At 41.8% G+C, this 21,327-nt stretch carries 15 protein-coding genes; 11 read left to right on the forward strand and 4 right to left on the reverse strand.

Annotated elements, in window-relative coordinates:
• Positions 1-75: 75 nt before the first annotated feature.
• Positions 76-3,396 carry a PAS domain-containing protein gene (locus RMX69_RS06870; protein WP_322636978.1) on the reverse strand — a complete coding sequence of 1,107 codons (3,321 nt, stop codon included), beginning with the start codon at positions 3,394-3,396 and terminating at the stop codon, positions 76-78.
• A 937-nt stretch (positions 3,397-4,333) separates the two neighbouring features.
• Between RMX69_RS06870 and RMX69_RS06875 the strand changes: the two genes are divergently transcribed.
• From RMX69_RS06875 to RMX69_RS06895, 5 genes are all read left to right on the forward strand, one after another.
• On the forward strand, positions 4,334-6,880 hold the full coding sequence (locus tag RMX69_RS06875; RefSeq protein ID WP_322636979.1) for a proteasome protein: 2,547 nt from the start codon (positions 4,334-4,336) through the stop codon (positions 6,878-6,880).
• A gap of 31 nt (positions 6,881-6,911) precedes the next feature.
• Positions 6,912-7,724: an Rpn family recombination-promoting nuclease/putative transposase gene (locus RMX69_RS06880; protein ID WP_322636980.1), complete on the forward strand. Its 813-nt coding sequence runs from the start codon at positions 6,912-6,914 to the stop codon at positions 7,722-7,724.
• Between the two features lie 56 nt (positions 7,725-7,780).
• Entirely contained in the window at positions 7,781-7,978 is a 198-nt protein-coding gene (locus tag RMX69_RS06885; RefSeq protein WP_322636981.1) for an aspartate aminotransferase, read from the forward strand.
• A gap of 237 nt (positions 7,979-8,215) precedes the next feature.
• The gene (locus RMX69_RS06890; protein WP_322636982.1) at positions 8,216-11,191 is read left to right on the forward strand and encodes a molecular chaperone; all 2,976 of its coding nucleotides are present in this window, start codon (positions 8,216-8,218) and stop codon (positions 11,189-11,191) included.
• 140 nt (positions 11,192-11,331) lie between these two features.
• Positions 11,332-12,423: a hypothetical protein gene (locus RMX69_RS06895; RefSeq protein WP_322636983.1), complete on the forward strand. Its 1,092-nt coding sequence runs from the start codon at positions 11,332-11,334 to the stop codon at positions 12,421-12,423.
• Positions 12,424-12,525: 102 nt separating this feature from the next.
• On the opposite strand, the gene RMX69_RS06900 is transcribed toward RMX69_RS06895, so the two are convergent.
• Entirely contained in the window at positions 12,526-12,705 is a 180-nt protein-coding gene (locus RMX69_RS06900) for a high light inducible protein (RefSeq protein WP_069071239.1), read from the reverse strand.
• A gap of 190 nt (positions 12,706-12,895) precedes the next feature.
• Positions 12,896-13,615, reverse strand: a complete 720-nt coding sequence (locus RMX69_RS06905) for a cytochrome b/b6 domain-containing protein (RefSeq protein WP_289798434.1) — start codon at positions 13,613-13,615, stop codon at positions 12,896-12,898.
• A gap of 314 nt (positions 13,616-13,929) precedes the next feature.
• On the opposite strand from RMX69_RS06905, the gene RMX69_RS06910 reads away from it, so the two are divergent.
• Both RMX69_RS06910 and trpD read left to right on the forward strand, forming a co-directional pair.
• Positions 13,930-14,811 (forward strand): DNA adenine methylase, encoded by an 882-nt coding sequence (locus tag RMX69_RS06910; RefSeq protein WP_289798433.1) that lies wholly within the window; start codon positions 13,930-13,932, stop codon positions 14,809-14,811.
• An 81-nt stretch (positions 14,812-14,892) separates the two neighbouring features.
• Entirely contained in the window at positions 14,893-15,987 is a 1,095-nt protein-coding gene (trpD, locus tag RMX69_RS06915; RefSeq protein ID WP_322636984.1) for an anthranilate phosphoribosyltransferase, read from the forward strand.
• On the opposite strand, the gene RMX69_RS06920 is transcribed toward trpD, so the two are convergent.
• Positions 15,917-16,957 carry a retropepsin-like aspartic protease gene (locus RMX69_RS06920; RefSeq protein WP_322636985.1) on the reverse strand — a complete coding sequence of 347 codons (1,041 nt, stop codon included), beginning with the start codon at positions 16,955-16,957 and terminating at the stop codon, positions 15,917-15,919. The two genes, trpD and RMX69_RS06920, sit on opposite strands and share 71 nt — an antisense overlap.
• A 324-nt stretch (positions 16,958-17,281) precedes the next feature.
• Between RMX69_RS06920 and carA the strand changes: the two genes are divergently transcribed.
• From carA to rlmB, 4 genes are all read left to right on the forward strand, one after another.
• Positions 17,282-18,445, forward strand: a complete 1,164-nt coding sequence (gene carA / locus RMX69_RS06925; RefSeq protein ID WP_322637003.1) for a glutamine-hydrolyzing carbamoyl-phosphate synthase small subunit — start codon at positions 17,282-17,284, stop codon at positions 18,443-18,445.
• 130 nt (positions 18,446-18,575) lie between these two features.
• Entirely contained in the window at positions 18,576-18,941 is a 366-nt protein-coding gene (locus RMX69_RS06930) for an STAS domain-containing protein (protein ID WP_084227153.1), read from the forward strand.
• 580 nt (positions 18,942-19,521) lie between these two features.
• Entirely contained in the window at positions 19,522-20,001 is a 480-nt protein-coding gene (locus RMX69_RS06935; protein WP_289798430.1) for a Mini-ribonuclease 3, read from the forward strand.
• 92 nt (positions 20,002-20,093) lie between these two features.
• On the forward strand, positions 20,094-21,287 hold the full coding sequence (rlmB, locus tag RMX69_RS06940) for a 23S rRNA (guanosine(2251)-2'-O)-methyltransferase RlmB (protein WP_322636986.1): 1,194 nt from the start codon (positions 20,094-20,096) through the stop codon (positions 21,285-21,287).
• The last annotated feature ends 40 nt before the right edge of the window (positions 21,288-21,327 follow it).

Genomic DNA, 21,327 nt, shown 5'->3' on the forward strand with positions numbered 1-21,327 from the left:
TGCGTAAGTCCTATTTTTATATCTGATGTGTGAGCTTTGCGTTTTGTACCTCACTTAAAAAGCAAACTGCTGTATCTACGTTGAGGGTTCCTGCTTTAGTGGAATCATCACAACAAACTCAGCACCTTCTCCTGGCGATGAAATACACTGGATTTGCCCACCGTGTTTTTGGACAACAATTTGATAGCTAATTGATAATCCCATACCCGTGCCTTTACCCACAGGTTTTGTAGTGAAGAAGGGGTCAAATAAACGTTTGCGTACTTCCTCTGTCATGCCTGGGCCATTGTCGGCAACGCTAATGATTACATGGTCTTCTTGGATGAGGGTGCGAATGCGAATTTGTGGAAAAGTCATTTGTGTAGTGTTATTTACTAATGACAGATGACTAATGACATGGGCGTTTCGCCTTCCCGCAGGGTATGACTCTTCTAAAACATCGATCGCATTTGTCAACAGATTCATAAACACTTGATTCATTTGTCCAGCGTGACACACTACTGGTGGTAGGTTGCCATAGTCTCGGATAACTTGGATTTCGGGATGTCCTGGTTTGGCTTTTAGGCGATTTTGCAACAACAGCAAGGTGCTATCCATACCTTGATGAATATCTACTGCTTTTGTACCGTCTTCATCAAGACGAGAAAAATTGCGTAAAGATAGGACAATCTGCCGAATGCGTTCGGCTCCCATCTTCATAGACTCCAAGATTTTGGGCAAATCTTGCCGGAGAAAGTCTAAATCAATGGTATTGATTTGTCGATCAATCTCTGGTGTTGGTGGGCAGTAACTCTGTTGATAAAGTTCTATTAAGTGCAGCAAATCCTTAGTATATTCATTGGCGTGGCTAATATTGCCGTAGATGAAATTGACGGGATTATTGATTTCGTGGGCAATGCCTGCAACCAATTGTCCTAAACTGGACATTTTTTCAGTTTGAATCAGTTGCGCTTGAGTTTGTTGAAGTTCTAGCAGTGCTGCTTTTAGTTGCTGGGCTTTGTCTTGGGCAGTTTGGGCAGTGATGCGACTTTGGGTATAAAGTTTAGCTTGGTCAATGGCGATCGCTAGTTGAACTGTAACTGCTTGTAGTAATTCTACTTCGTTGTTCAACCAAGGGCGAAAGCCACTACAATAACCACAGCTAAATGCACCAATTTCGCCAGATTGGGTATGTACGGGTAGCGACATAAAGGCAGTGAAACCAAAATCCTGCAAAAATTGCTGTGCTATAGAATCGTCCACAGTCTCAGTATCATCAATGCGGATGATTTCTCCGTTCAAGGTTTTAGCTGCGATTAGTTTGATTTCGGCATGAGTCGCTTCTTGTTGGTTAAGTATACAGGGTAAAAAAGAACTTTTTGCCTCATAGACTCTTTCCCAGTATGGTACATCAGCGTCTTGACGATACCAAAGGAAGGCGCAGCGATCGATCTGGAATAAGTTGTGAATCTCCTGCACTGCGGTTTCTACAATGTGATTGAGATCCAAAGAAGCTCGAATCTGATTAGAAAGACGATTGAGGAGTGCTTCTCGTTGGGCGCTTTCTCTGAGTGCAATTTCTGCTTGTTTGCGCTTGATGCCAATGGCAATCTCTTGGGCGGCAAATTCCAGTGCTGTGAAAGTTGATTCTGTGATTGTTTGGCGGGCAAACATGGCTATCACCCCTACAATTTCATCTTCAACAATCAAGGGATAGCCAGCAAAGGCGATCATACCCTCTCGCTGTGCCCACTCTTTGTTACCAACGCGGGGATCTGTCTGCACAGAGTTAGTTAAGTGGGGTTTGCCCTCTTCGGCAATCAAACCAATTTTGAATTGACCGACTGGCACACATTTATGTGGCCCATTGATATGGGTGTACATCCCAGAACTGACTTGCAACTCCAATACGTTGTCTTGTTTGTTTAGCGTCCAGATGCGAGCAAAGGCTGCATCAAGATGTTCAACTAAGGCGTCAGTGCAGCGGCGCATCATATTCTGTAAGCTGTCACTCTGCGTCAACGCCGCGTCTACATCAGCACGAAAATTTGCTAAACGCGCTCGTTCTGCTAGAGCTACTTCTGCTTCTTTACGGTCAGTGGTGTCATAGCAAATACCAACGAAGTTTACAACATTACCATTGGCGTCTCTAATAACAGATGAGTTGCTTGTATGCCATCGCCAACTACCATTCTTGTGTTTTACTCGATATTCAATCGCCTTTTGTTTCTTGCCTGTTGTCAAAATTCTTTGGAAATAGTCGGCACAGATATGCACATCGTCAGGATGTATAAAGGGAATAAAAGATTTGCCTTCAACCTCTGCAACCTCATGCCCAAAAATCTCAGTCCAGTTAGGAGAAACATAGGAAAATATTCCTTCAAGTGTCAGCGCAAAAATAACGTTGTTGGCATTTTCTACAATGCTGCGGAACTTGGCATCACTTTCTATTAAGGCTGCTTGAATGTTGTCGCTGGTGTCGCGGAGCAAAACTATGATTTGCTGGTCTGGTAATGGTAATAATCTAGCTTCAAAATTATTATTTTCTTCCGGTAACGGTAAGGTATATTCAAAACTAACTTCATATTGAGTTTCAAATACTTGATTTATTGCTTGATCGAAGCGATCGCCTACAGCAGTTGGTAAGCATTCTCGCAAACTCTTGCCCTGACAATCTCCTGGTAGAATATACAGACTCTCTATCAATCCTGGCTTGTAATCCAAAATACTTCCATCAGCATCGAGACGAAAGTATGAATCAGGAAGTACTTGCAAAATCGCGGCAAATTCTGATGTTTTTTGGCGTAACTGCGCTTCAACTGCTTGGCGTTTGCGAATTTCAGTTTGCAGTTGCTCTAATGCTTTTGCTAATTCTGTCGCCCGTTCTCTATCTGTAATTTTACGTAGGCGACGAGAAGAATTTGTAGACAGCGAGTAGCTTTCTGTTAAGGAAGGTTGGCTGATCCCTATCGGCACTCCTGTTAAATCGATACAATAACCGATGTAACCAACAAAGCTACCATCTGCCGCAAATCGTGGCGCGGCTGTATCTAAAATCCAGCGATATTCGCCATCAGCACCACGCAGACGATATTGCCTCTGGAAGGAATCATACGTCGCAAATGCTCTCAGGTATATATCTTCGCATCGCTGTCTATCTTCTGGATGGACGCTGCCAGTCCAAATATTGCCTATTTCCTCTTCTAGCGCAGATGCAGACGCGGCTTTTGTGAGATGTGTTCCAGTAAATTTCAGCCAATTAGAATTGAAGTAACAATAAAGTGCATTGCATCCAGACATCCAAATCATCAGAGGAGCAATATCCGCCTGCTGGCAGAATACTTTTTCATCCTGTTGTATTTCTTCCTCTTCAACTATGATTTGTTTAACGTAGCTCTGCACCTTTTTAGAAAACACTTTTGCCTGCCTGCTCTGCCTAAATTATTAAGGTAATATGCTGAAAATACGATTTCTTAATACATGGATATAATCTTGTTTATGCCAACCTGCTAATTATCTTAATACTTTATTTATTTTTATATGCCCAGCAATTCCTCTTTTACTGTAAATAAATTGAAAAAATGCTGAAGTTATCATTAAGATTAACTTCAGCATTTTTTGTGAAATTTAAACTATCTATATATCAGGAAGCTTCTTTGACTTTGTTTATTTTTAAAATCACTGATAAATTCATCTTAGCTATGTAAGTGCATTGCTCAAAAACCTGATTTAGCTTTACGGAAACTATATGATTCTCTGTAAGGCATTTACATCTTTATAAGAAATTCACAATAATCAAGAATTTTATCCAAAATAAATATTGATTTTTTATCAAGAAGAATTCAGCATGAATTAAAATCTGGCTGATGGATCTATCTTGCTTAAAATCAGGGGGTATAAAAGAGTTTTAGAGTCACATCTGTATTAAGCAGTCATTATCTGATTAGTTGTATAAAAACCAACTTTATGTATTTGTAATTTTAGATAATGATGAATGTATTCTTTTTTATTGTTCCCAACAAAACCCAATTTTTCAAAATAGTCTTGACTAGTCAAAATGCTTTATATAGCAATCCTATCTGAGTGATGATAAATCTAGGTGATGACGAACTGTCTCTCTACAAGATACTACATATAGCTTGCTTCCTCGTAGGGTTACGCACAGTATCTTGTAAGAAGTATGCTAAGAAAAAGAGAACATATCTGCGCGTTTGATTTAGGATTGCTATAGCAAAATCACAAATTAAATGAGAGAAATGCTAAATGTGATATCAACTGGTTGTAACAATGCCTGGTAATCGCATTTTATGTGTTATAAAGCTCACAGAAATTAATGTTAGGCGGAAACTACTTTATGGAACCAGATAAACTGGGCCGTTTTAAGGAGTACGGCGAATTCATCCTCCGAAAGATAGATTCTGTGCCCCAGTACCCTTCTAAAGAAGAAGATTGGGTTCCAGCTAGTCTTGATGACTGTCTTCTTCGTTTGCGATCGGCTGCCCAGAAAACTGTAGACCTGGCAACTTCGCCTGTCAAAATTGGTGTGATGGGAGAATTTAGTAGTGGAAAAACCTTACTTTTAGGCAGTCTAATTGGATATGCAGATGCTTTGCCAGTTAGTGAAAACCCCACTACAGGTAATGTTACCGCCATACATATTATTCCGCAAGACGATTTTACAACGACGCAATTAAGTAACTTTACGGTAGAATATCTTTCTCACGAAGGCGTACATGAGTGTCTACGCTTCATGCTAGGGGAAGCCAATAAACGAACAACAGCAGCGGGGCTTCCTCCGATACCAGTATCGAAACTCAACTCTGGCACAGATATTATTGGCTGGTGTGAAGAAGCATGGAATAGCAGTAACAATTTAGAACTGCGTTATTTACTCCGAGAGTTGGTATTATTCCTGCGGGCTTATCAAGCTTATGGGGAAGTTATGTGTGGTGGGCACTACCAGATTGATGCTATCACCGCCCGCGAGGGGCTACAGCTAGTCGAGCAGCCAATGGCAATCCAAACTCTGAAATTTGAGGATCTACCGCCAGCGCACATTAGATTACCCAGTCCACCCCAGAGGCTACCAACAAAGTTATTGCAAAACAGCTTTCCACTAATCCGCCGCGTCGATATCGATGTGAAAATCTCACGGGAAATTTGGGATTTTGCAGACGCAGCTAAATTTATTCTCATTGATTTTCCCGGATTGGGGGCTGCTAATTCCGGGGCTAGGGATACCTTCTTGTCACTGCGGGAATTGGCAGAAGTACAGACAATTTTGGTATTGCTAAATGGTAAATCTCCCGGAAGCGATCGCGCCAATAAAATCTTCACCATGATGCAGCAGCAGCGACCGGGACAAGACCTGAAAGATTTAATTCTCGTCGGTGTGGGTCGTTTCGATCAACTACCTCTAGACAGTGAGGGTGGCGAAAGAGAACTTGACCATCTGATTGAAGATAGCCATTTAGAAGAGGAAACGGTTCTCCAAAAACTCAAAGTTCTGCAAACTACGATTGACGGTGCAGCAGCATTTACAACCCAAAAAGACCGCATCGTTTTACTGTCGCCACTGTTGGGATTGGCTGAATTGGCAAAGCGTTCTACTACAGTCAAAGCAGGCTCACCAGAATTTTTAGCTAACCTAGACTATCCTGATTACCTAGACAGGTCTAAACGGCTACAACAGAAATGGGAGCTATTAAGTGAACGGCTGATAGAATCTAATACCCGTAGCTATTTGGGCAGACAGTTGGGTTACTTTAGTCAAGATGGCGGACTTAGTAAGCTGCGGGAATTGATTCAAACCCACGTAGCTACTCATGGTTTGAAGCAACTGCATGAAGATACTAAAAGAGCTGCTGATGTGGTGAGTCAGCAACAAGATCACTTGAAAGACATCATAGATGAAATTCACGAGCAAGGTATCCCCACAGGCGATAGTCCGGCTTTTATAGAATTGCGCTTTGTGGTCGAAAGCTTAGATAAAATCTACAGAAATTTCCAAAAAGATATCGGCAAAGAACCACTTAAAGACCGACGCGGTGTTGTTGTCAGCGATGTGGTCAAAGACGAACTCACCTTTAGAATCCTTAATTGGAACCAGTGGACTCTACTCTTCAACAAAGCTAATAATGGAGCGATCGCTCTGGCAGAATCTAAAGGTGCAGCTGGGAAATTATTCGATCGGGGAAACCGCGTAAATACTTCCCTTCCGACTAAGAGTGATGATTTTTATCCAGTATTTGAGAAAACCGTTAAAGAAGTAGAAGATTTTGCCCGCGATCGCATCCAGCAAGCCGTGGTAGATTTGTTAAACCAATTATCAAACTATATAGCCCCAGAACGCGAACAATTGCAGGCATTTTTCCACCCAGAAATGGAACAAGAAATCGAAGAAAAATTTGGTTTTGAAGATGCCGATCTTTTTTACAAATTATTACTAGGATGCGATCCTAACGAATGGAAAGAAGCAATTATCGCTGAAATCAGTAGTAAAGACAAAACCGTTGCACCCGAAATTATCTTTCCCTTAGCACGTCAAGACGATAAACACAACGTTGGTCAAATCTTTGATTGGGCACCAGAGAAAAGCCAAGGCTTGCCCAGATCGACCAATCACCAACTTTTAGTACTGCGACTGCGAGATGAAATTACTGCTAGTGCCAGCCTCCATCTTGTGCAGTATGTCAGTGAAGTTAATCAGCAAATTAATTACGAACTAGAAGGCATTTTAGATCAAATTATTCCTAGTCTGCAAAACCTTTCCAAAAAAGAAACTTTGCTAAGATATTTGGCGGCTGGAGAATTGCCATCTGAGATCCAAATTCCTACTTGGTTGCAAATTATTTCTGAAATGGCGGCTGTTTCTCCCTCAGACGATTTGGATTTGAGATGACGCGATCGCATAGAGATATGAGGATATATTTGTGAGACGTGATGCAATTTTTTATACAATTTTTAAGCGTGTCCCAGGATTGTTTTTTGAGTTAGTAGAACAACCACCGCCTGAAGCTGCTAGCTATCGCTTTGAATCAGTTGAAGTTAAAGAACCAACATTTCGGATTGATGGGGTATTTTTACCTCCACCGGATGCAACATCTCAGACGATCTTTTTTGCTGAGGTACAATTCCAAAAGGATGAGTTACTGTACCATCGGTTTTTCTCCGAATCCATGCTGTATATGTATCGTAACCCATCGCTTTACGATGACTGGTACGGGGTAATTATTTTACAGTCTCGCAGCTTGGAACCGGAAAACACCACTATTCATAGATCGTTACTGAACAGTTCTCAAGTACAACGAATTTATTTAGATGAGTTAGGTAGTCCTGATGAGTACAAAGTAGGTATCAGTTTGATGCTGTTGACTATTGCCTCAGAGACTCAAATGGTTCAGGAAGCGAAACGTTTAATTGAGCGGGTGCAACAAGAGCAGATAACTGTCTTGGCTAAGAAGGAGATAATAGATGTAATCACAACAATTGCAGTTTATAAATTCGCAAACTTAAGTCGTGAAGAGGTAGAGGCAATGTTAGGAGTTAAGTTAGAAGAAACTAGGGTTTATCAAGAAGCTAAACAAGAGGGACGAGAAGAGGGACGAGAAGAGGGACGAGAAGAGGGACGAGAAGAACTAAAACTTGAACTTGTACCTCAGTTATTAGCTCTTGGTATGTCGATGGAAGACGTTGCCAAATTACTTAATTTAACTATAGAACAAGTAAGACTTGCATCTGAATAATCACAACAATTACTGGTTATAAATTTGCAAACTTAAATAGTGAAGAGGTAGAGACGATGTTTGAAATTAAGTTACAAGAAACTAGGGTTTATCGAGAAGCTAAAGAAGAAGGACTAAAACAAGGACGAGAAGAAGCAAAACTTGAACTTATACCTCCGTTCTTAGCTTATGGTATTTCTATAAAAGAGGTTGCCCAGTTACTTGATTTAACTATCGAACAAGTCGAAAAAGTAAGAGTTGCAACTGAGCAATAATCTTCAACATCAACTTAATAACTGCTGCAATTTTCATAGCGATGTCTAGTTTGGGCTACGCCTACGTCCTTTCTATATAAAAGCTTAGCCCAACGTAGATATCGCGCCAAATAAAAAAGCCAGTGCTAAAGAGAATCAATGGTACAAGACCAAAGATTCTCTAAATTTGTAATTTTATGATAGAACATTACACTTTTTAGCCAGCTATAAAATAAACAACAGAAAGTGAATACTATAATGAACCCTTTCCAATTGAATAACTATAGCGATCGCGAACCAAGCGAGAAACAACAAAAAAGATTTCCAGGATGGTTTGCTTTAGATTTTGGTACGTCGAATTCCACAGTTACACTCTTCGATCCAATTGAAGTACCGATCGCAGAAATTTTACCCAAGGAACAAGAAATTCGGTTACGCGATCGCTTATCGCACTGGCTCAGTTCTCCCGCCTCCGTAGCTTTACCGGATGTCAGCGCTGATGATTGGGCAAAGTTTATCACAGAGATTAGCAAAAATTTGGAGATAGAACCCAGCCGATTGAGTGAAGTTTTTGAAAGTGATAATAAAGAGCGATTTTTGGAAGCAATTCGCCAAATTGAACTTTCTTTAGGGAACAGCGAGAGATTCCGCCGTGCTGTCAGCAAAAAACTTTACCAAATTTATCATGAGGTGTTCCGCGTCCCTACCCTAGAATCGCAAAATCTGATCCCAGTTGTGCTGGATATCGATCGCCGCGATACGGAAATTCCCAGCGAGTCGGAAATTTCGCACTTAGGGGATCTAAAACTGCGGATGGGAAGGGAAGCTAGAGATAACCGAAAAAAAGCGATCGCTCAAGGTACAAGCGGTTCTTTAAAGGAAATCATCAGCAGGTTTCACCATTCACCCAAACGCTATTTTGGCCAGGAGCGATCGTTTTCAGTTATTTTGGATGGCGAAGAAGAAACAATTACCGCTAACCAGTTAATCCAATCTGCTTGGGCGCATTTAATCGAGTTAACTGAAGACTACCGCCAACACGCACGACGCAGATTTTCGGAAGGAGATTTTTTAACAGCAGTTGTCACCTACCCAACAGTCGCCCCACCAGTTGTTCGCAAGGAAGTTAGGGAATTAGTTGAGCAGTTGGGAATCGATGATGTACAAACTGCTTATGATGAAGCCGTTTCTGTAGCAATATTCTTTTTATGGCGAGAATTTGGCGGTAATCTCAACATTGGGATCGAGTCATTTAAAACCCGTTGTCGCCAAGTAGGAAACAAATGGTCACAAAATGTCCTCGTCTTGGATATTGGCGGGGGAACCACAGACTTAGCTTTAATTGAACTGACTTTAGAAGATAAAACCCCAGCTTTTGCTGATTATGAAGACCGGGGTTTAGGAGGACGTTACTATAAACTTACTCCCAAACTATTAGGTTCATCCGGCCATTTACAGCTAGGTGGTGAGTTAATTACACTGCGAATTTTTAGATTATTAAAAGTTGCGATCGCAGACTTTTTATTGGCAGCAGTAACAACAGGTAATATAGAAAACGAAAAGTTAGAAGATTTAATTAACTCTGAGATAAACGAGCGCTTCTTAGAACAAGGCAAATTCAAAACTGGCAGTCTTTTCAAATGTCTAGACAGAGAGAATCCTGAAGGGGATATTTCTTACAAAGACGCTCTAGATACTGCCGAGAAAATATTGCCCACCCGTTGGCAACAAGCACCTCAACGCCTACAATCATTTTATATTCTCTGGGATTATGCAGAAGCAGCTAAACTTAAACTTGGGCAAAAGCCACCAACAGAGAATTCTCTATTAACCTTCACACTTTCTGAGCAGCAAATTTCCGAATTGCTTACCCAAAGCGCCGTTAAATTGCAAGTCAAAGATCCAAATAACATCTGCGTCACCCTAGATAACCAACAATTTGAACGAGCAGCTGCATCTGGAATTAAAGAAGCGATCGGAATTGCCAAAGGATTAATGGAAAGTCGATTACGTCCCGATGATCTTACCAAAGATTCTTGGAATTCCCAAAAAGTTGATTGGTTAATTTTGTCTGGTAAAACTTGTAATTTAGACATAGTGCAGCGCCAAATCTACCAAGAATTTAGTAAATCTCCATATTTTGTCTGGAATCCAGAACGGATTACCTTTGTGTTGGAATTTACTAAGCTAGCCACCTCCGCCGGGGCTTGCTATGCCGAAAAGCTACGAAGATTGAGATTCGATCCAGAAGAGTCTAAAAGCTTGCTGCGTAAGGGAGCCAACCAGCTAGAAATTGATGTTAAAAACCTATTTTATTATTTGCCCTGCAACTTCAAACGCAAAACCCAAAGCAACGATTTACTAACTATATTCAAAGCTGGACAAGAACTCTATCAACTCGCACCTTGGGAAACTGTTGCTAAAGTTCGTACTCATTGGCAAGGTATACAATTAACTAATATTATCTACCGTCAAGATTACGAAGAGGGAGATTTACGACTATGGGGAAGCTTTGACGGCAAAAACCTCATGAATCAACTGGAAATGCTAGAAGTAGAATTTCTGAAAAAAATAAAAGTCCAGTTTGAGATTGACCAAACCCTCGAATTTAACGTATTGCTTTGTCAAGGAAATCCCCATTATTTGATTGATATTTCTGGTATTGATTTAGAATCGGTAGTTTCAGAAACTTCAGCGCTATTTGCTGATGGTAAATTAAACTGGAATATTGCTGTAGAACGCTTCAATAAAGACTTAAATGATGGTGATATTGCCGTCAATGTGATTGAGTCCGCAACCGTCGATCAACCAGATGCCTATCATCTTGTATTTGAAGTCGGAAATGATGGTAGTAAAACGTTTCACAAATTTCACTATCTCCGCGATGGTGTGACACAACCAGGAATTGGGTTAATTAGTAATCCCTTACCTCCATTCCCACAAACTGGCCAGCACACCTTCTATGTCTATCAAACAGATGCCGAAACCAATAGTAAAAAATGGATAAGAATTGGCGCACTCAGTAAACCAGATGTAACCACAGATTACCCTTGCCAATATCGTGTAACTCTCGACAATCAAGGTATTCTAAGGATGCACGCTGGTGAAGTCCCTTACTGGACATCACAAAATCAAGAATGCCTGAAAGAAGAAGGATGTGTTTACCGTGCTGAATTAGAATTGCAACCTAATGAAGTTGACAAAGAACGCGATCCCTTTTGCGGCATACATTAAACCTCTGCGTTCCTCTGCGCTTACCTTTGCGTTCCTCTGCGTTGAAAAAAAATGAAGATTTTTAAACGCAAAGGGGCGCGGAGTAAACGCAAAGGTGTGCGGAGGTTTGCCAAGTTTTATTCGCTTTGGAGGTGATATTTATGCAGCACTTGCGTCAATTATTAGAGATAGAAAACTCGGAGTTAGCCCGATTACTGCGGTTTAGTTTGTATGGACTAGAGGCTAGTTTAAATCAGGCTCGCGCTGAATTTCCACTAGATCCAGGATCTAAAATATGCGATGATGTGTTGCAAGAACTTCATAACCTCTTACAACCTGCACCGCCACAGCAAAATACTGGTTGGGAAAATCCGCCAGATGAGTTAAAACTAAATCACCTTCGAGAAGCTTTTAATTCTGACTCAGAACTCAGTTATTATCTGGGTAATTCCCAACTGCAAAGCCAAACAGACTCAGATTTGTGGAATGAGATTCAACGCAAACTGCTACGAGTCCCAGAGGACTTAGCTGCATCTTGGCAACAACGCACCTTAGATTTAGCTCAAGAAGTTGGTGCGATCGCAGATAATTCTAATCTCTTTCAGCTTCCCTTTATCCGCGATGAAGTTATCTACCCCGGACTTAGTGGTACTGTTCAAACACAGGGATTGACCTTGTATCAACAAGCACTTTCAAATCCACTAGTTACCCAAGGGAGTGCATCCGATTTACCAGCAGCATTTCTATTTTTATATATGAATTTTATTGAAATAGACCCAGATTTACATCATGCTTTAAAGAGCGTTTTTAGTTTTGATGTAATTTCCTTACACTCCAAACCAGAACAGCGCGATCAATATATTGATGCTTTAAGCGATCGCTTCCAACGCATCCAAAAAGCAGAAAAAAACACTGATCCCTTATCAATTCTCCGTGCGTGGATTGATATGGACGAGGCTATACATTCCCTAATATTTGTACCACCCGCTGAACGCTATTCTTGGTGGGGAAAGCTACAACATGAATCACGCCGCATCCTGAAGAAAGTCGCTGATGAGGCTATTAATGCAGGTAATGAAGTGCGAATTCGCCAATTATCGGGACTTTATGCGGATGTCTGCGCTTCATCTAAGGATGACTTACAACTTGACTGTGGTGGTATTCCTGGCGAAGTCTTAACTTGTCTTCGAGTTTATGCGCGAATTAATCAAGAAGAATTTCCAGGGCGTGTAATATTTCGCTCATCACGCTAGATGCTAGCAACTTTTTTAATTCTTGAGATTACGAGGCAAGGCAGAAGATTTTGCGAATCCCCGCCTTGCCTCATAATCTAATGAAGGTAAAAACGTTTAAATTTAAAGGATGCCCCAGAAGTGTAAAATCCCTTGACCAGAAAACACTTCAAGTGCAACAGCAGATAAAAAACCAATCATTGCAAAACGACCGTTCCAATTTTCGCTCTGAGGAGTGAAGCCCCAGCGCAAAGCATTAGGATCTTCTGAAACCGAAGGCGTAGTCTTCTTAACGTCTGCCATAAATAATACTCCGAGCTTTTATGTTGTAACAGTTATCACTGCCTGTAAAGTAATGTAACAGATTTTTAAGAGAATGCAACATAAAATCAAGGCAAAAATTAGTTAGTGAGTATATATTGCGTATGCGTAGTTTTGTGTTAGTAGGTTTGCGATACTTACGGCGGCAAGCTAGGCAGCAACAGCCAATTACCTAACCAGGAAAAAATATAGGTAAGACAAACGCTGTCAGAATTCCACCCAGCACAATCACCTCAATAATTCTGAGGTAAAAATTGTTTTGCATAAAATTATTCATTACCGCACCAAAGTTAGCTTGTAAGCTAGTCAACCAACCACGAAAACGACTAGACCATTTAGCAGGGCTATCTTCTGGGCGAAACTTCCATGAAAGCATTGAAAGTAACAACGGCGCACCACCCACCTTGATAGACATCAAAACATGAATTGCCACACAGCAAACCATCACAACCCAGCCACTAAGATGGAGGGAGTACCAAATATGATCTAGCTGCCCTGCTGGAAGCCATTCTTCCTTCATCATCCTGCCAGAGTTCACAGCCAAAATTGCGGCGATGAGCATGAGAGTATTTGCCAGACGTTGCAAACTAACCCACCAAATCGGCTTGCCAACCTGGGTTAGTTGCCGCAAAGAATCAGATTGAACTAGGCGTTTTTGTCCAGAATGAAAGCTATAGAGGGCAAAAGCTGGCAGAACAAGCAAGAAACATAATGCAAAAGTGCCGTGAATGCCTTGAATATCGGCAATTTGAGGAAATGATATTTTACCAAATCGGCGATCGTATGTGTTGTAAACCAGAAATCCGGTAATGATTGCCGCGATAACTAAAATTCCACTTAAGCCGTGAAGAATTCGCAACAACAAAGGTTGATAGGGTGCAGAACGGTGCATAAAATGAGCCTTGGTAGCTTACTTCAGAAAATTGTAACCATTCAGGAGGAAATTAACTCTTGCTTCGTTATTTCTATGCTTTAATAGCCAATACTGAACTATGGCAAAGACAAATATTAATAAAAATTTGAATATATGGCAGAAGTTCTCCATTCAAATCAGAGAAGAGTTCGAGGAATTTAAGAATATTTCTCTTAAAGGTTCTCAGAGTGCTAGTAAGAGAGAAGCGCTGACTTCTCATAAGCTAAAAATAATCAGAAACTTAAAATAGAAGTATCCAGTAATTTTTAAACATTATATTATAATTTTTGGTTATGATCAAAAGTCCTCTACGATATCCTGGTGGGAAGTCGAAAGCAATAAATCAAATATCTGAATATTTACCAGAGAGCTTTTCGGAATTTCGAGAACCTTTTGTGGGTGGTGGTTCTGTATTCATTTATTTAAGACAAAAGTTTCCTGATATCAAAATTTGGATTAACGATTTAAACCGCGAACTCTTCTTATTCTGGAAACTTGCCCAATCGGATCTAGTTCAGTTAGTTAAAGAAATTCGACATATTAAACTAAAGTATACAGACGGCAAATTATTGTTTTCAGAATTGACTAGTGTAGATGTCAACAATTTATCTGATTTAGAAAGAGCCGTTCGTTTTTTCGTCCTCAATAGAATTACTTTTTCTGGAACTGTAGAATCAGGTGGTTTTTCCCAAGAAGCTTTCCATAAAAGATTTACTGATTCTTCAATAGAACGACTTGAAAAGTTAGAAAACATCTTATCAAAAAATGTCCAAATTACAAATTTAGATTATAGCCATCTATTAAAATCAGAGGAAAAGGATGTATTTTTATTTTTAGATCCACCGTATTTTAGTGCTACAAAATCAAAACTATATGGTAAAGACGGTGACTTGCACACTTCTTTTGAACATCAGAGATTTGCCGAACTTTTGCAAAAATGTCATCATCGCTGGCTAATTACCTACGACAACTCACAGCAAATTCGAGAAAATTTTCAATGGGCTAATATTTCCGAGTGGGAATTACAGTATGGGATGAATAACTATAAGCAGAGTGGTGCGGCTAAAGGGAAAGAGTTATTCATTACTAATTACGAAGTTAAACTATATTTGGAAAATAAAGCACCAAATCAAAACCTTGCGAATCCAGCTTTGCAATTAAGCCTTGAGATTTAAATCTAACTTTGATAGCTTCCAATTTTCCGGTAGTATAACTCCCATAGCTCTCAATATAGCTACAACATACAAATCTTAGTTATGACAACTTCCCCAATCCCTGCTCAAGAATCCTCTGCTAGCTGGTATATCCTGCTGCAACAATTAATAGATGGACAATCATTGTCTCGTACTCAATCGGCTGAATTGATGCAAGGTTGGCTCAGTGAAGCGGTTCCCCCGGAGTTATCAGGGGCTATATTAACAGCGCTGAACTTTAGAGGCATTTCTGCCGACGAGTTAACCGGCATGGCTGAAGTATTACAATCTCAATCAAAATTGGGGACTGGGGACTGGGGACTGGGGACTGGGAAAGAATCTACCCAATCCCCAATTCCCCTAATAGATACCTGTGGCACTGGTGGAGATGGGTCATCAACCTTTAATATTTCTACAGCCGTTGCTTTTGTTGCGGCTGCATCTGGCGTACCTGTCGCCAAACACGGCAATCGTTCAGCTTCAAGTCTCACAGGAAGTGCAGATGTATTGGAAGCCTTGGGTGTAAACTTAAGTGCCTCTAGTGAAAAAGTACAAGCCGCACTACAAGAAGTAGGGATCACCTTCTTGTTTGCTCCTGGTTGGCATCCAGCACTCAAGGCCGTTGCCTCATTACGGCGGACTTTGAAAGTGCGAACAATTTTTAATTTGCTCGGGCCGTTAGTAAATCCCTTGCGTCCAACTGGGCAAGTGGTAGGCTTATTTACTCCCAAACTTTTGGCAACTGTTGCCGAAGCTTTACAGAATTTGGGTAAGCAAAAGGCGATTGTGCTGCACGGGCGAGAAAAACTTGATGAGGCTGGGTTAGGAGATGAAACTGATTTGGCGGTGTTATCAGACGGAGAAGTGCAGTTAACTACTATTAATCCCCTAGATTTAGATTTAACACCTGCTACCATCGGTATGCTTCGGGGTGGAGATGTCCAAGAGAATGCGGAGATTCTCAAGGCTGTACTCCAAGGTAAGGGAACTCAGGCACAACAGGACGCAGTAGCATTAAATGCATCGTTGGCGCTGCAAGTAGCGGGTACGATCGCACTCCTCGATCACGCCGAAGGTATTAAAATCGCTAAGGATATCCTACAAAGTGGGGCTGCTTGGACGAAGTTGGAGGAGTTAGTTGAGTTTCTGGCGGATTGATTTGCGATCGCAATTGCGGGCGAAATTCTACGACATTACGCTTAATGGTGACATCATAATTACCAAAAAAGTCATGTCCTAAAAGTCCAGTATCTAGTTCCGCACCTGCGATCGCAACTGGTATTTTATTCACTATTACCCCGCCAACTGCCATCGAATTAACATAGCCCACAGGAAATTCTACCGCTCTAGAACTCGCGGTATTTGCCTTAGCTTTTCCCACTGTCACGATTCCCAAAGCATTAGCCATCTCTTGGGTGATGACAGTGCCACTTGCTCCCGTATCCACAATCATCTCAAATTGTTGCTGGCCATTGAAAGTAACTACCACAATTGGCGTGCCACCAATTCGCCTTTTTATCGGCGCTGTAAATACTGCTTCATCAGGAATCACCACTGCTGATGAAGGCAAACCTGGCTCTGGTGATAACGGCTTTGTTTCTACAGGAGGTAGAGTGAACTTTGGTGTGGTTTCTCTCTGAGGAACAACAACGACTATTTTCTGAGGTTCTCTAACGGCAACAGGGCGAGGATTAGCTTGCTGTTGGGCATATTTAACCTGGCGACGATATTCCTTAATTTTGGTTTGAGCGATCGCAAATTCTGGGCTTTGTCGCCGTACTTTTTGCATCAGCGCGATCGCCTCCTTATACTGACTTGCCACCAATTTCCAATCATCTGGAGATTGAGCCGATTGGCTGATACTCCAAGCGCCAACAGCTTTGTCTCGTCCGATCTCAAAAAGACTTGGTTCGCTTTCAAACGGATCTAGCGGCTGCGCTTCTGGGCTAGCTGCTGGTCTTACTGGTTCAACGGTAGGCTTTCTTGATGCAAGATTCCCAACTGGTGTTGGTTGCTCATTGCCAACAATCGCAGTGTTCTGTTTGTCTTCACTACAGGCAACACACAAAACCGCTAGAGCGCTTGATACAAAAATTAGGGTTGCACGGGATAAAAAAGACTGAAGCATAATTAATTTTAACTGCCCAAGCTTTGCCAAATCCACTCCCGCTACTTTAATTCCCTTTTAATTTTAATTAACTATCTTAAAAACTCCCAATTGCTCAACTTATGGGATAATTAACAATCGCAGTCTTAAGGAATAGGGAATGGGGAATAGACGACAAAACAGAGTTTTCCCAATGCCCCATGACGGCAGTTGCTCCACTTGGGGAGACCCCAGACGCTTCTTGCAGACTCGCTAACGCTGCCCTATCGCCCTTGGCGTCTCCCCTTGGGAGAAGACCGCACTGCCTCCCCAATGCCCCATGCTCAATCCCCAATGCTATCACCTATGCCCCTAACTGACTCAATACCAGCTTTACTTGTCCTAGCAGATGGAACCACTTATCGCGGTTGGTCTTTTGGTGCGACGGGAACCGCGATCGGAGAAGTGGTGTTCAACACTGGCATGACAGGCTATCAAGAAGTCCTGACTGACCCTAGTTACCGCGGTCAAATTGTCATTTTTACCTATCCTGAATTGGGGAATACTGGCGTCAATCCTGAAGATGAAGAATCAGATGGGCCCCAAGTGCGGGGTGCGATCGCCCGGAATATTTGTCAGCGTCCAAGTAACTGGCGATCGACACAAACTTTACCTGACTACCTCAAACAAAATCATGTGCCAGGGATCTACGGCATCGATACCCGCGCCCTCACGCGCAAAATTCGGATGTTCGGAGCGATGAACGGTGGCATTTCTACAACCATTCTCGATGAAGCGGAATTGCTAGAGCAGGTACTAGCAGCCCCTAATATGGCAGGATTGAATCTGGTTCGTGAAGTCACCACCCCAACGGCTTATGAATGGTCTGATCCCACAATTCCAGCTTGGGAATTTAACTCTGAGGCTGGGGAAAATCTTGGGGAAGCCTTTACCGTTGTTGCCCTTGACTTTGGCGTAAAACGCAATATCTTACGTCGATTAGTAAGTTATGGTTGTCGGGTAATTGTTGTACCCGCTGATACACCACCAGAAGAAATTCTCAAATACAATCCAGATGGTGTGTTTCTTTCTAATGGGCCTGGCGACCCTGCTGCCGTCACTGAAGGGATTGCAACTGCCAAAGCACTCCTGTTAAGTGAAAAACCCATCTTTGGTATTTGTATGGGACACCAAATTTTAGGTCATGCACTAGGGGCAGAAACCTATAAACTCAAATTTGGTCATCGTGGTTTGAATCAGCCTGCCGGTTTACAACAACGGGTAGAAATTACTAGCCAAAACCATAGTTTTGCTATTGACCCAGATTCTTTACCTACGGCAGTTGTGGAAATTAGCCACCTAAACTTAAATGATCGCACCATTGCCGGGGTACGGCACAAATCTCTACCTGTGTTCTCCGTACAGTATCACCCAGAAGCTAGTCCTGGCCCACACGATGCTGATTACTTGTTTGAGCAATTTGTTCAATCCATGCGAACAGCACGTCAAGCCGTGGCAGAGGTGAGGTAAAAATAGGCAATGGGGAATAAGGGAAGAGTTTTCCAATCCTCAATCCCCAATGCCCCATTCCAACAGATTGTAGACAACTTGCTCAAAAACCATCTATACTTGAGCGTTCACTTTAACTCATGAGGAGGGAATTATTGCTGAGCCACTGAATCTAACCGTTAGCCTGAGGGGCACTCGTGAAGTCCGGGATAACTGTCAGCTATTCCGCCTCACAGGTTTGTTAGATGCTTTTTCCGAGCCGACATTTCGCAAGACACTTGGCAGCAAGATAGACGAGGGTCCTAAGCACATTATTTTGGATCTCTCACAAATTGATTTTGTTGATAGCTCTGGCTTGGGTGCTCTGGTGCAGCTAGCCAAGCAGGCTCAAACTGCCGATGGCACTTTGCAAATTGTTACAAATGCCCGCGTAACTCAAACGGTCAAGCTTGTTCGCCTAGAGAAGTTTCTCTCCCTGCAAAAATCAGTTGAAGACGCTCTAGAAAACGTCAAGTAGTCTTGATTGCTCGATCTGAGAGTTAAATTTAGCTATCCAGATTCAATATCGGATAGCTTAATTTTTAAAACTTCTGGCAGAAAACCTCTCTCCTTGTGGGAGAGGCATAAAGCCAGTTGAGCTATTATGTTTAAAGTTGAGTAATAACTTAAAGATATAAACGCCCAACTCTTGGGTATGTAATCGTTGGCTAGAATATTAAATAAATAATCAAGTCTGAGATATTTGTAAGAAATACAAAGCCAGCAGATTTGTTTATAGATAGATTTTACTTGATGCTGTATAGTTAAAAGTTGTCGTTTACTCAGTAAGCATGGCAATGCTACCAAGTGAAAGGGTGAATTTGATGTCAAAATTTTACCCTGTCTTAGGCGCAGACCACAAGAAGTAGGCGAAATTTGGTTTATAGATGTTGACATCAGGGTGATTTAAAATGCCAACTCTCAATCAAAAAGATGAAATTAGTAAGTAAGTTTGATAGTATTGATTATGCTAAGTATACTATCATGGCATACTTCCGAAAAATCAGTCTTTGCGAAGAATGCCTGCCAAATGTAGCCCGTCAAGGAATGATTTATTTGTGAAGTCACAGGAGGAAGAGCTATTAGATGGACAAGATGAAACTCCCAAACAGAGCTTGTCTTGGACTGAAGCACTCTTGGCAACCACAGGGCCATTCCAACAGATTTCCCTCTCACAAGTGCAACAAATTTCTCCTAGTGCTTTAGCATATTTAGGGGATGCAATTTATGAGTTGTATGTTAGAATGTTCTATCTGCTGCCATTGCAGCGGTCAGGAATTTACCATCGTCTGGTAGTGGAGCAGGTAAGAGCAGAAACACAAGCGCTACATTTGCGATCGCTAATTCCTCATCTCAGGGATAACGAATTAGAAATTGTCCGACGGGGTAGAAACGCCGCAACAGGACGCCCTAAGCGACTTAATCCCGAAATTTATCAACAGGCAACTAGTCTAGAAACTTTAATAGGCTACTTATATATCACCGATTACCAACGTCTAACCGAACTGTTGCAAATACTTCATCTAGAAAAAGAGTGAAAACTCAATTTCGCAGTAGCCACAACACTAGATTAGGTTCAAAAACTTGAGGTAATCGGAACGATCAACCATACGCTATATTCATAACTCAAATGCAGGATAAACCCAGAAAAGTCAAAACTTCTAGCGAACCAAATCGTGGACAACCCGTAAAAATTAAAGGTAAACGTGTTGTTACTAATCCGGCTCGCAATCCCAGGAAAGTAGATAGCAACCCCATCTCTGGTGCGAATCCAACTCGCAATCCCAGGAAAATAGATAGCAACCCCATCTCTGTTGCGAATCCGACTCGCAATCCCAGGAAAGTAGATAGCAACCCTATCTCTGTTGAGAATCCGACTCGCAATCCCAGAAAAGTAGATGGCAACACCATCTCTGTTGTTAATCCGAATCGCAATCCCAGGAAAATAGATAGCAATCCCAGTTATGGGAACTCGCGACAACGAAATAGCAGTTTCTCCCAACCGTCTGTATCTACACCGACAGAAGAAGATAGCGATCTCATCTATGGTCGTCATCCAGTATTGAGTGCATTGCAAAATCAGCGCAATCTCAACCGTCTCTGGATTACTACCCGTCTGCGATACGATCCCAGCTTTCACCATTTTCTCTTGCAAGCAAAGGAAAATGGCACAGTTATTGATGAAGTTGAACCCAAGCGTTTAGACTATCTTACCAACGGCGCTAATCACCAAGGTGTGGTAGCACAAATTGCTCCCTACGCTTACATCGAATTGCCCGATCTAATTGAGCAGTGCAAATCTGTAACCGATGCTGTAATTGTCGTGGCTGACGGAATTACCGATCCCCACAACTTGGGAGCAATTATTCGCACTGCCGAAGCAATAGGCGCTCAAGGATTGGTGATTCCTCAAAGAAGGGCATCTGGGATCACTTCCACCGTGATGAAAGTGGCAGCAGGTGCTTTAGAAAATTTTGCTGTAGCTAGAGTTGTCAACCTCAGCCGTTCCTTAGAAGAGTTAAAAGAAGCTGGCTTTTGGATTTACGGTACTGCTGCAAGTGGCAGCGAACCTTTGCATACAGTCAATTTCACTGGCCCAATCGTTTTGGTAATCGGCTCAGAAGGTGAAGGTCTGGGTATGTTAACTCAACGCTCCTGTGATTTTTTAGTATCGATTCCTCTACAGGGTAAGACTCCCAGCCTCAATGCTTCTGTAGCAGCGGGTATGGCGCTTTATGAGATTTATCGCCAGCGATCGCTAAATACGCTGCACTTAGATAAATTGCAAAAATTCTCTTTGAAAAATAACAGTAACAGAGTATAAAGAATATAAAGAAATGTAAAAAATAATAAAGCAACATATC

Origin of the sequence: Nostoc sp. EspVER01 (assembly GCF_034530635.1) — a bacterium.
In the GTDB taxonomy this organism is placed as follows: domain Bacteria; phylum Cyanobacteriota; class Cyanobacteriia; order Cyanobacteriales; family Nostocaceae; genus Nostoc.

Bases quoted from the DNA above. Each gene is read 5' to 3' on its own strand.
- RMX69_RS06875 (WP_322636979.1), top strand. From the start codon at position 4,334: ATGGAACCAGATAAACTGGGCCGTTTTAAGGAGTACGGCGAATTCATC.
- RMX69_RS06885 (WP_322636981.1), top strand. From the start codon at position 7,781: ATGTTTGAAATTAAGTTACAAGAAACTAGGGTTTATCGAGAAGCTAAA.
- RMX69_RS06890 (WP_322636982.1), top strand. From the start codon at position 8,216: ATGAACCCTTTCCAATTGAATAACTATAGCGATCGCGAACCAAGCGAG.
- RMX69_RS06895 (WP_322636983.1), top strand. From the start codon at position 11,332: ATGCAGCACTTGCGTCAATTATTAGAGATAGAAAACTCGGAGTTAGCC.
- RMX69_RS06900 (WP_069071239.1), bottom strand. From the start codon at position 12,705: ATGGCAGACGTTAAGAAGACTACGCCTTCGGTTTCAGAAGATCCTAAT.
- RMX69_RS06905 (WP_289798434.1), bottom strand. From the start codon at position 13,615: ATGCACCGTTCTGCACCCTATCAACCTTTGTTGTTGCGAATTCTTCAC.
- RMX69_RS06910 (WP_289798433.1), top strand. From the start codon at position 13,930: ATGATCAAAAGTCCTCTACGATATCCTGGTGGGAAGTCGAAAGCAATA.
- trpD (WP_322636984.1), top strand. From the start codon at position 14,893: ATGACAACTTCCCCAATCCCTGCTCAAGAATCCTCTGCTAGCTGGTAT.
- RMX69_RS06920 (WP_322636985.1), bottom strand. From the start codon at position 16,957: ATGCTTCAGTCTTTTTTATCCCGTGCAACCCTAATTTTTGTATCAAGC.
- carA (WP_322637003.1), top strand. From the start codon at position 17,282: ATGCCCCTAACTGACTCAATACCAGCTTTACTTGTCCTAGCAGATGGA.
- rlmB (WP_322636986.1), top strand. From the start codon at position 20,094: ATGCAGGATAAACCCAGAAAAGTCAAAACTTCTAGCGAACCAAATCGT.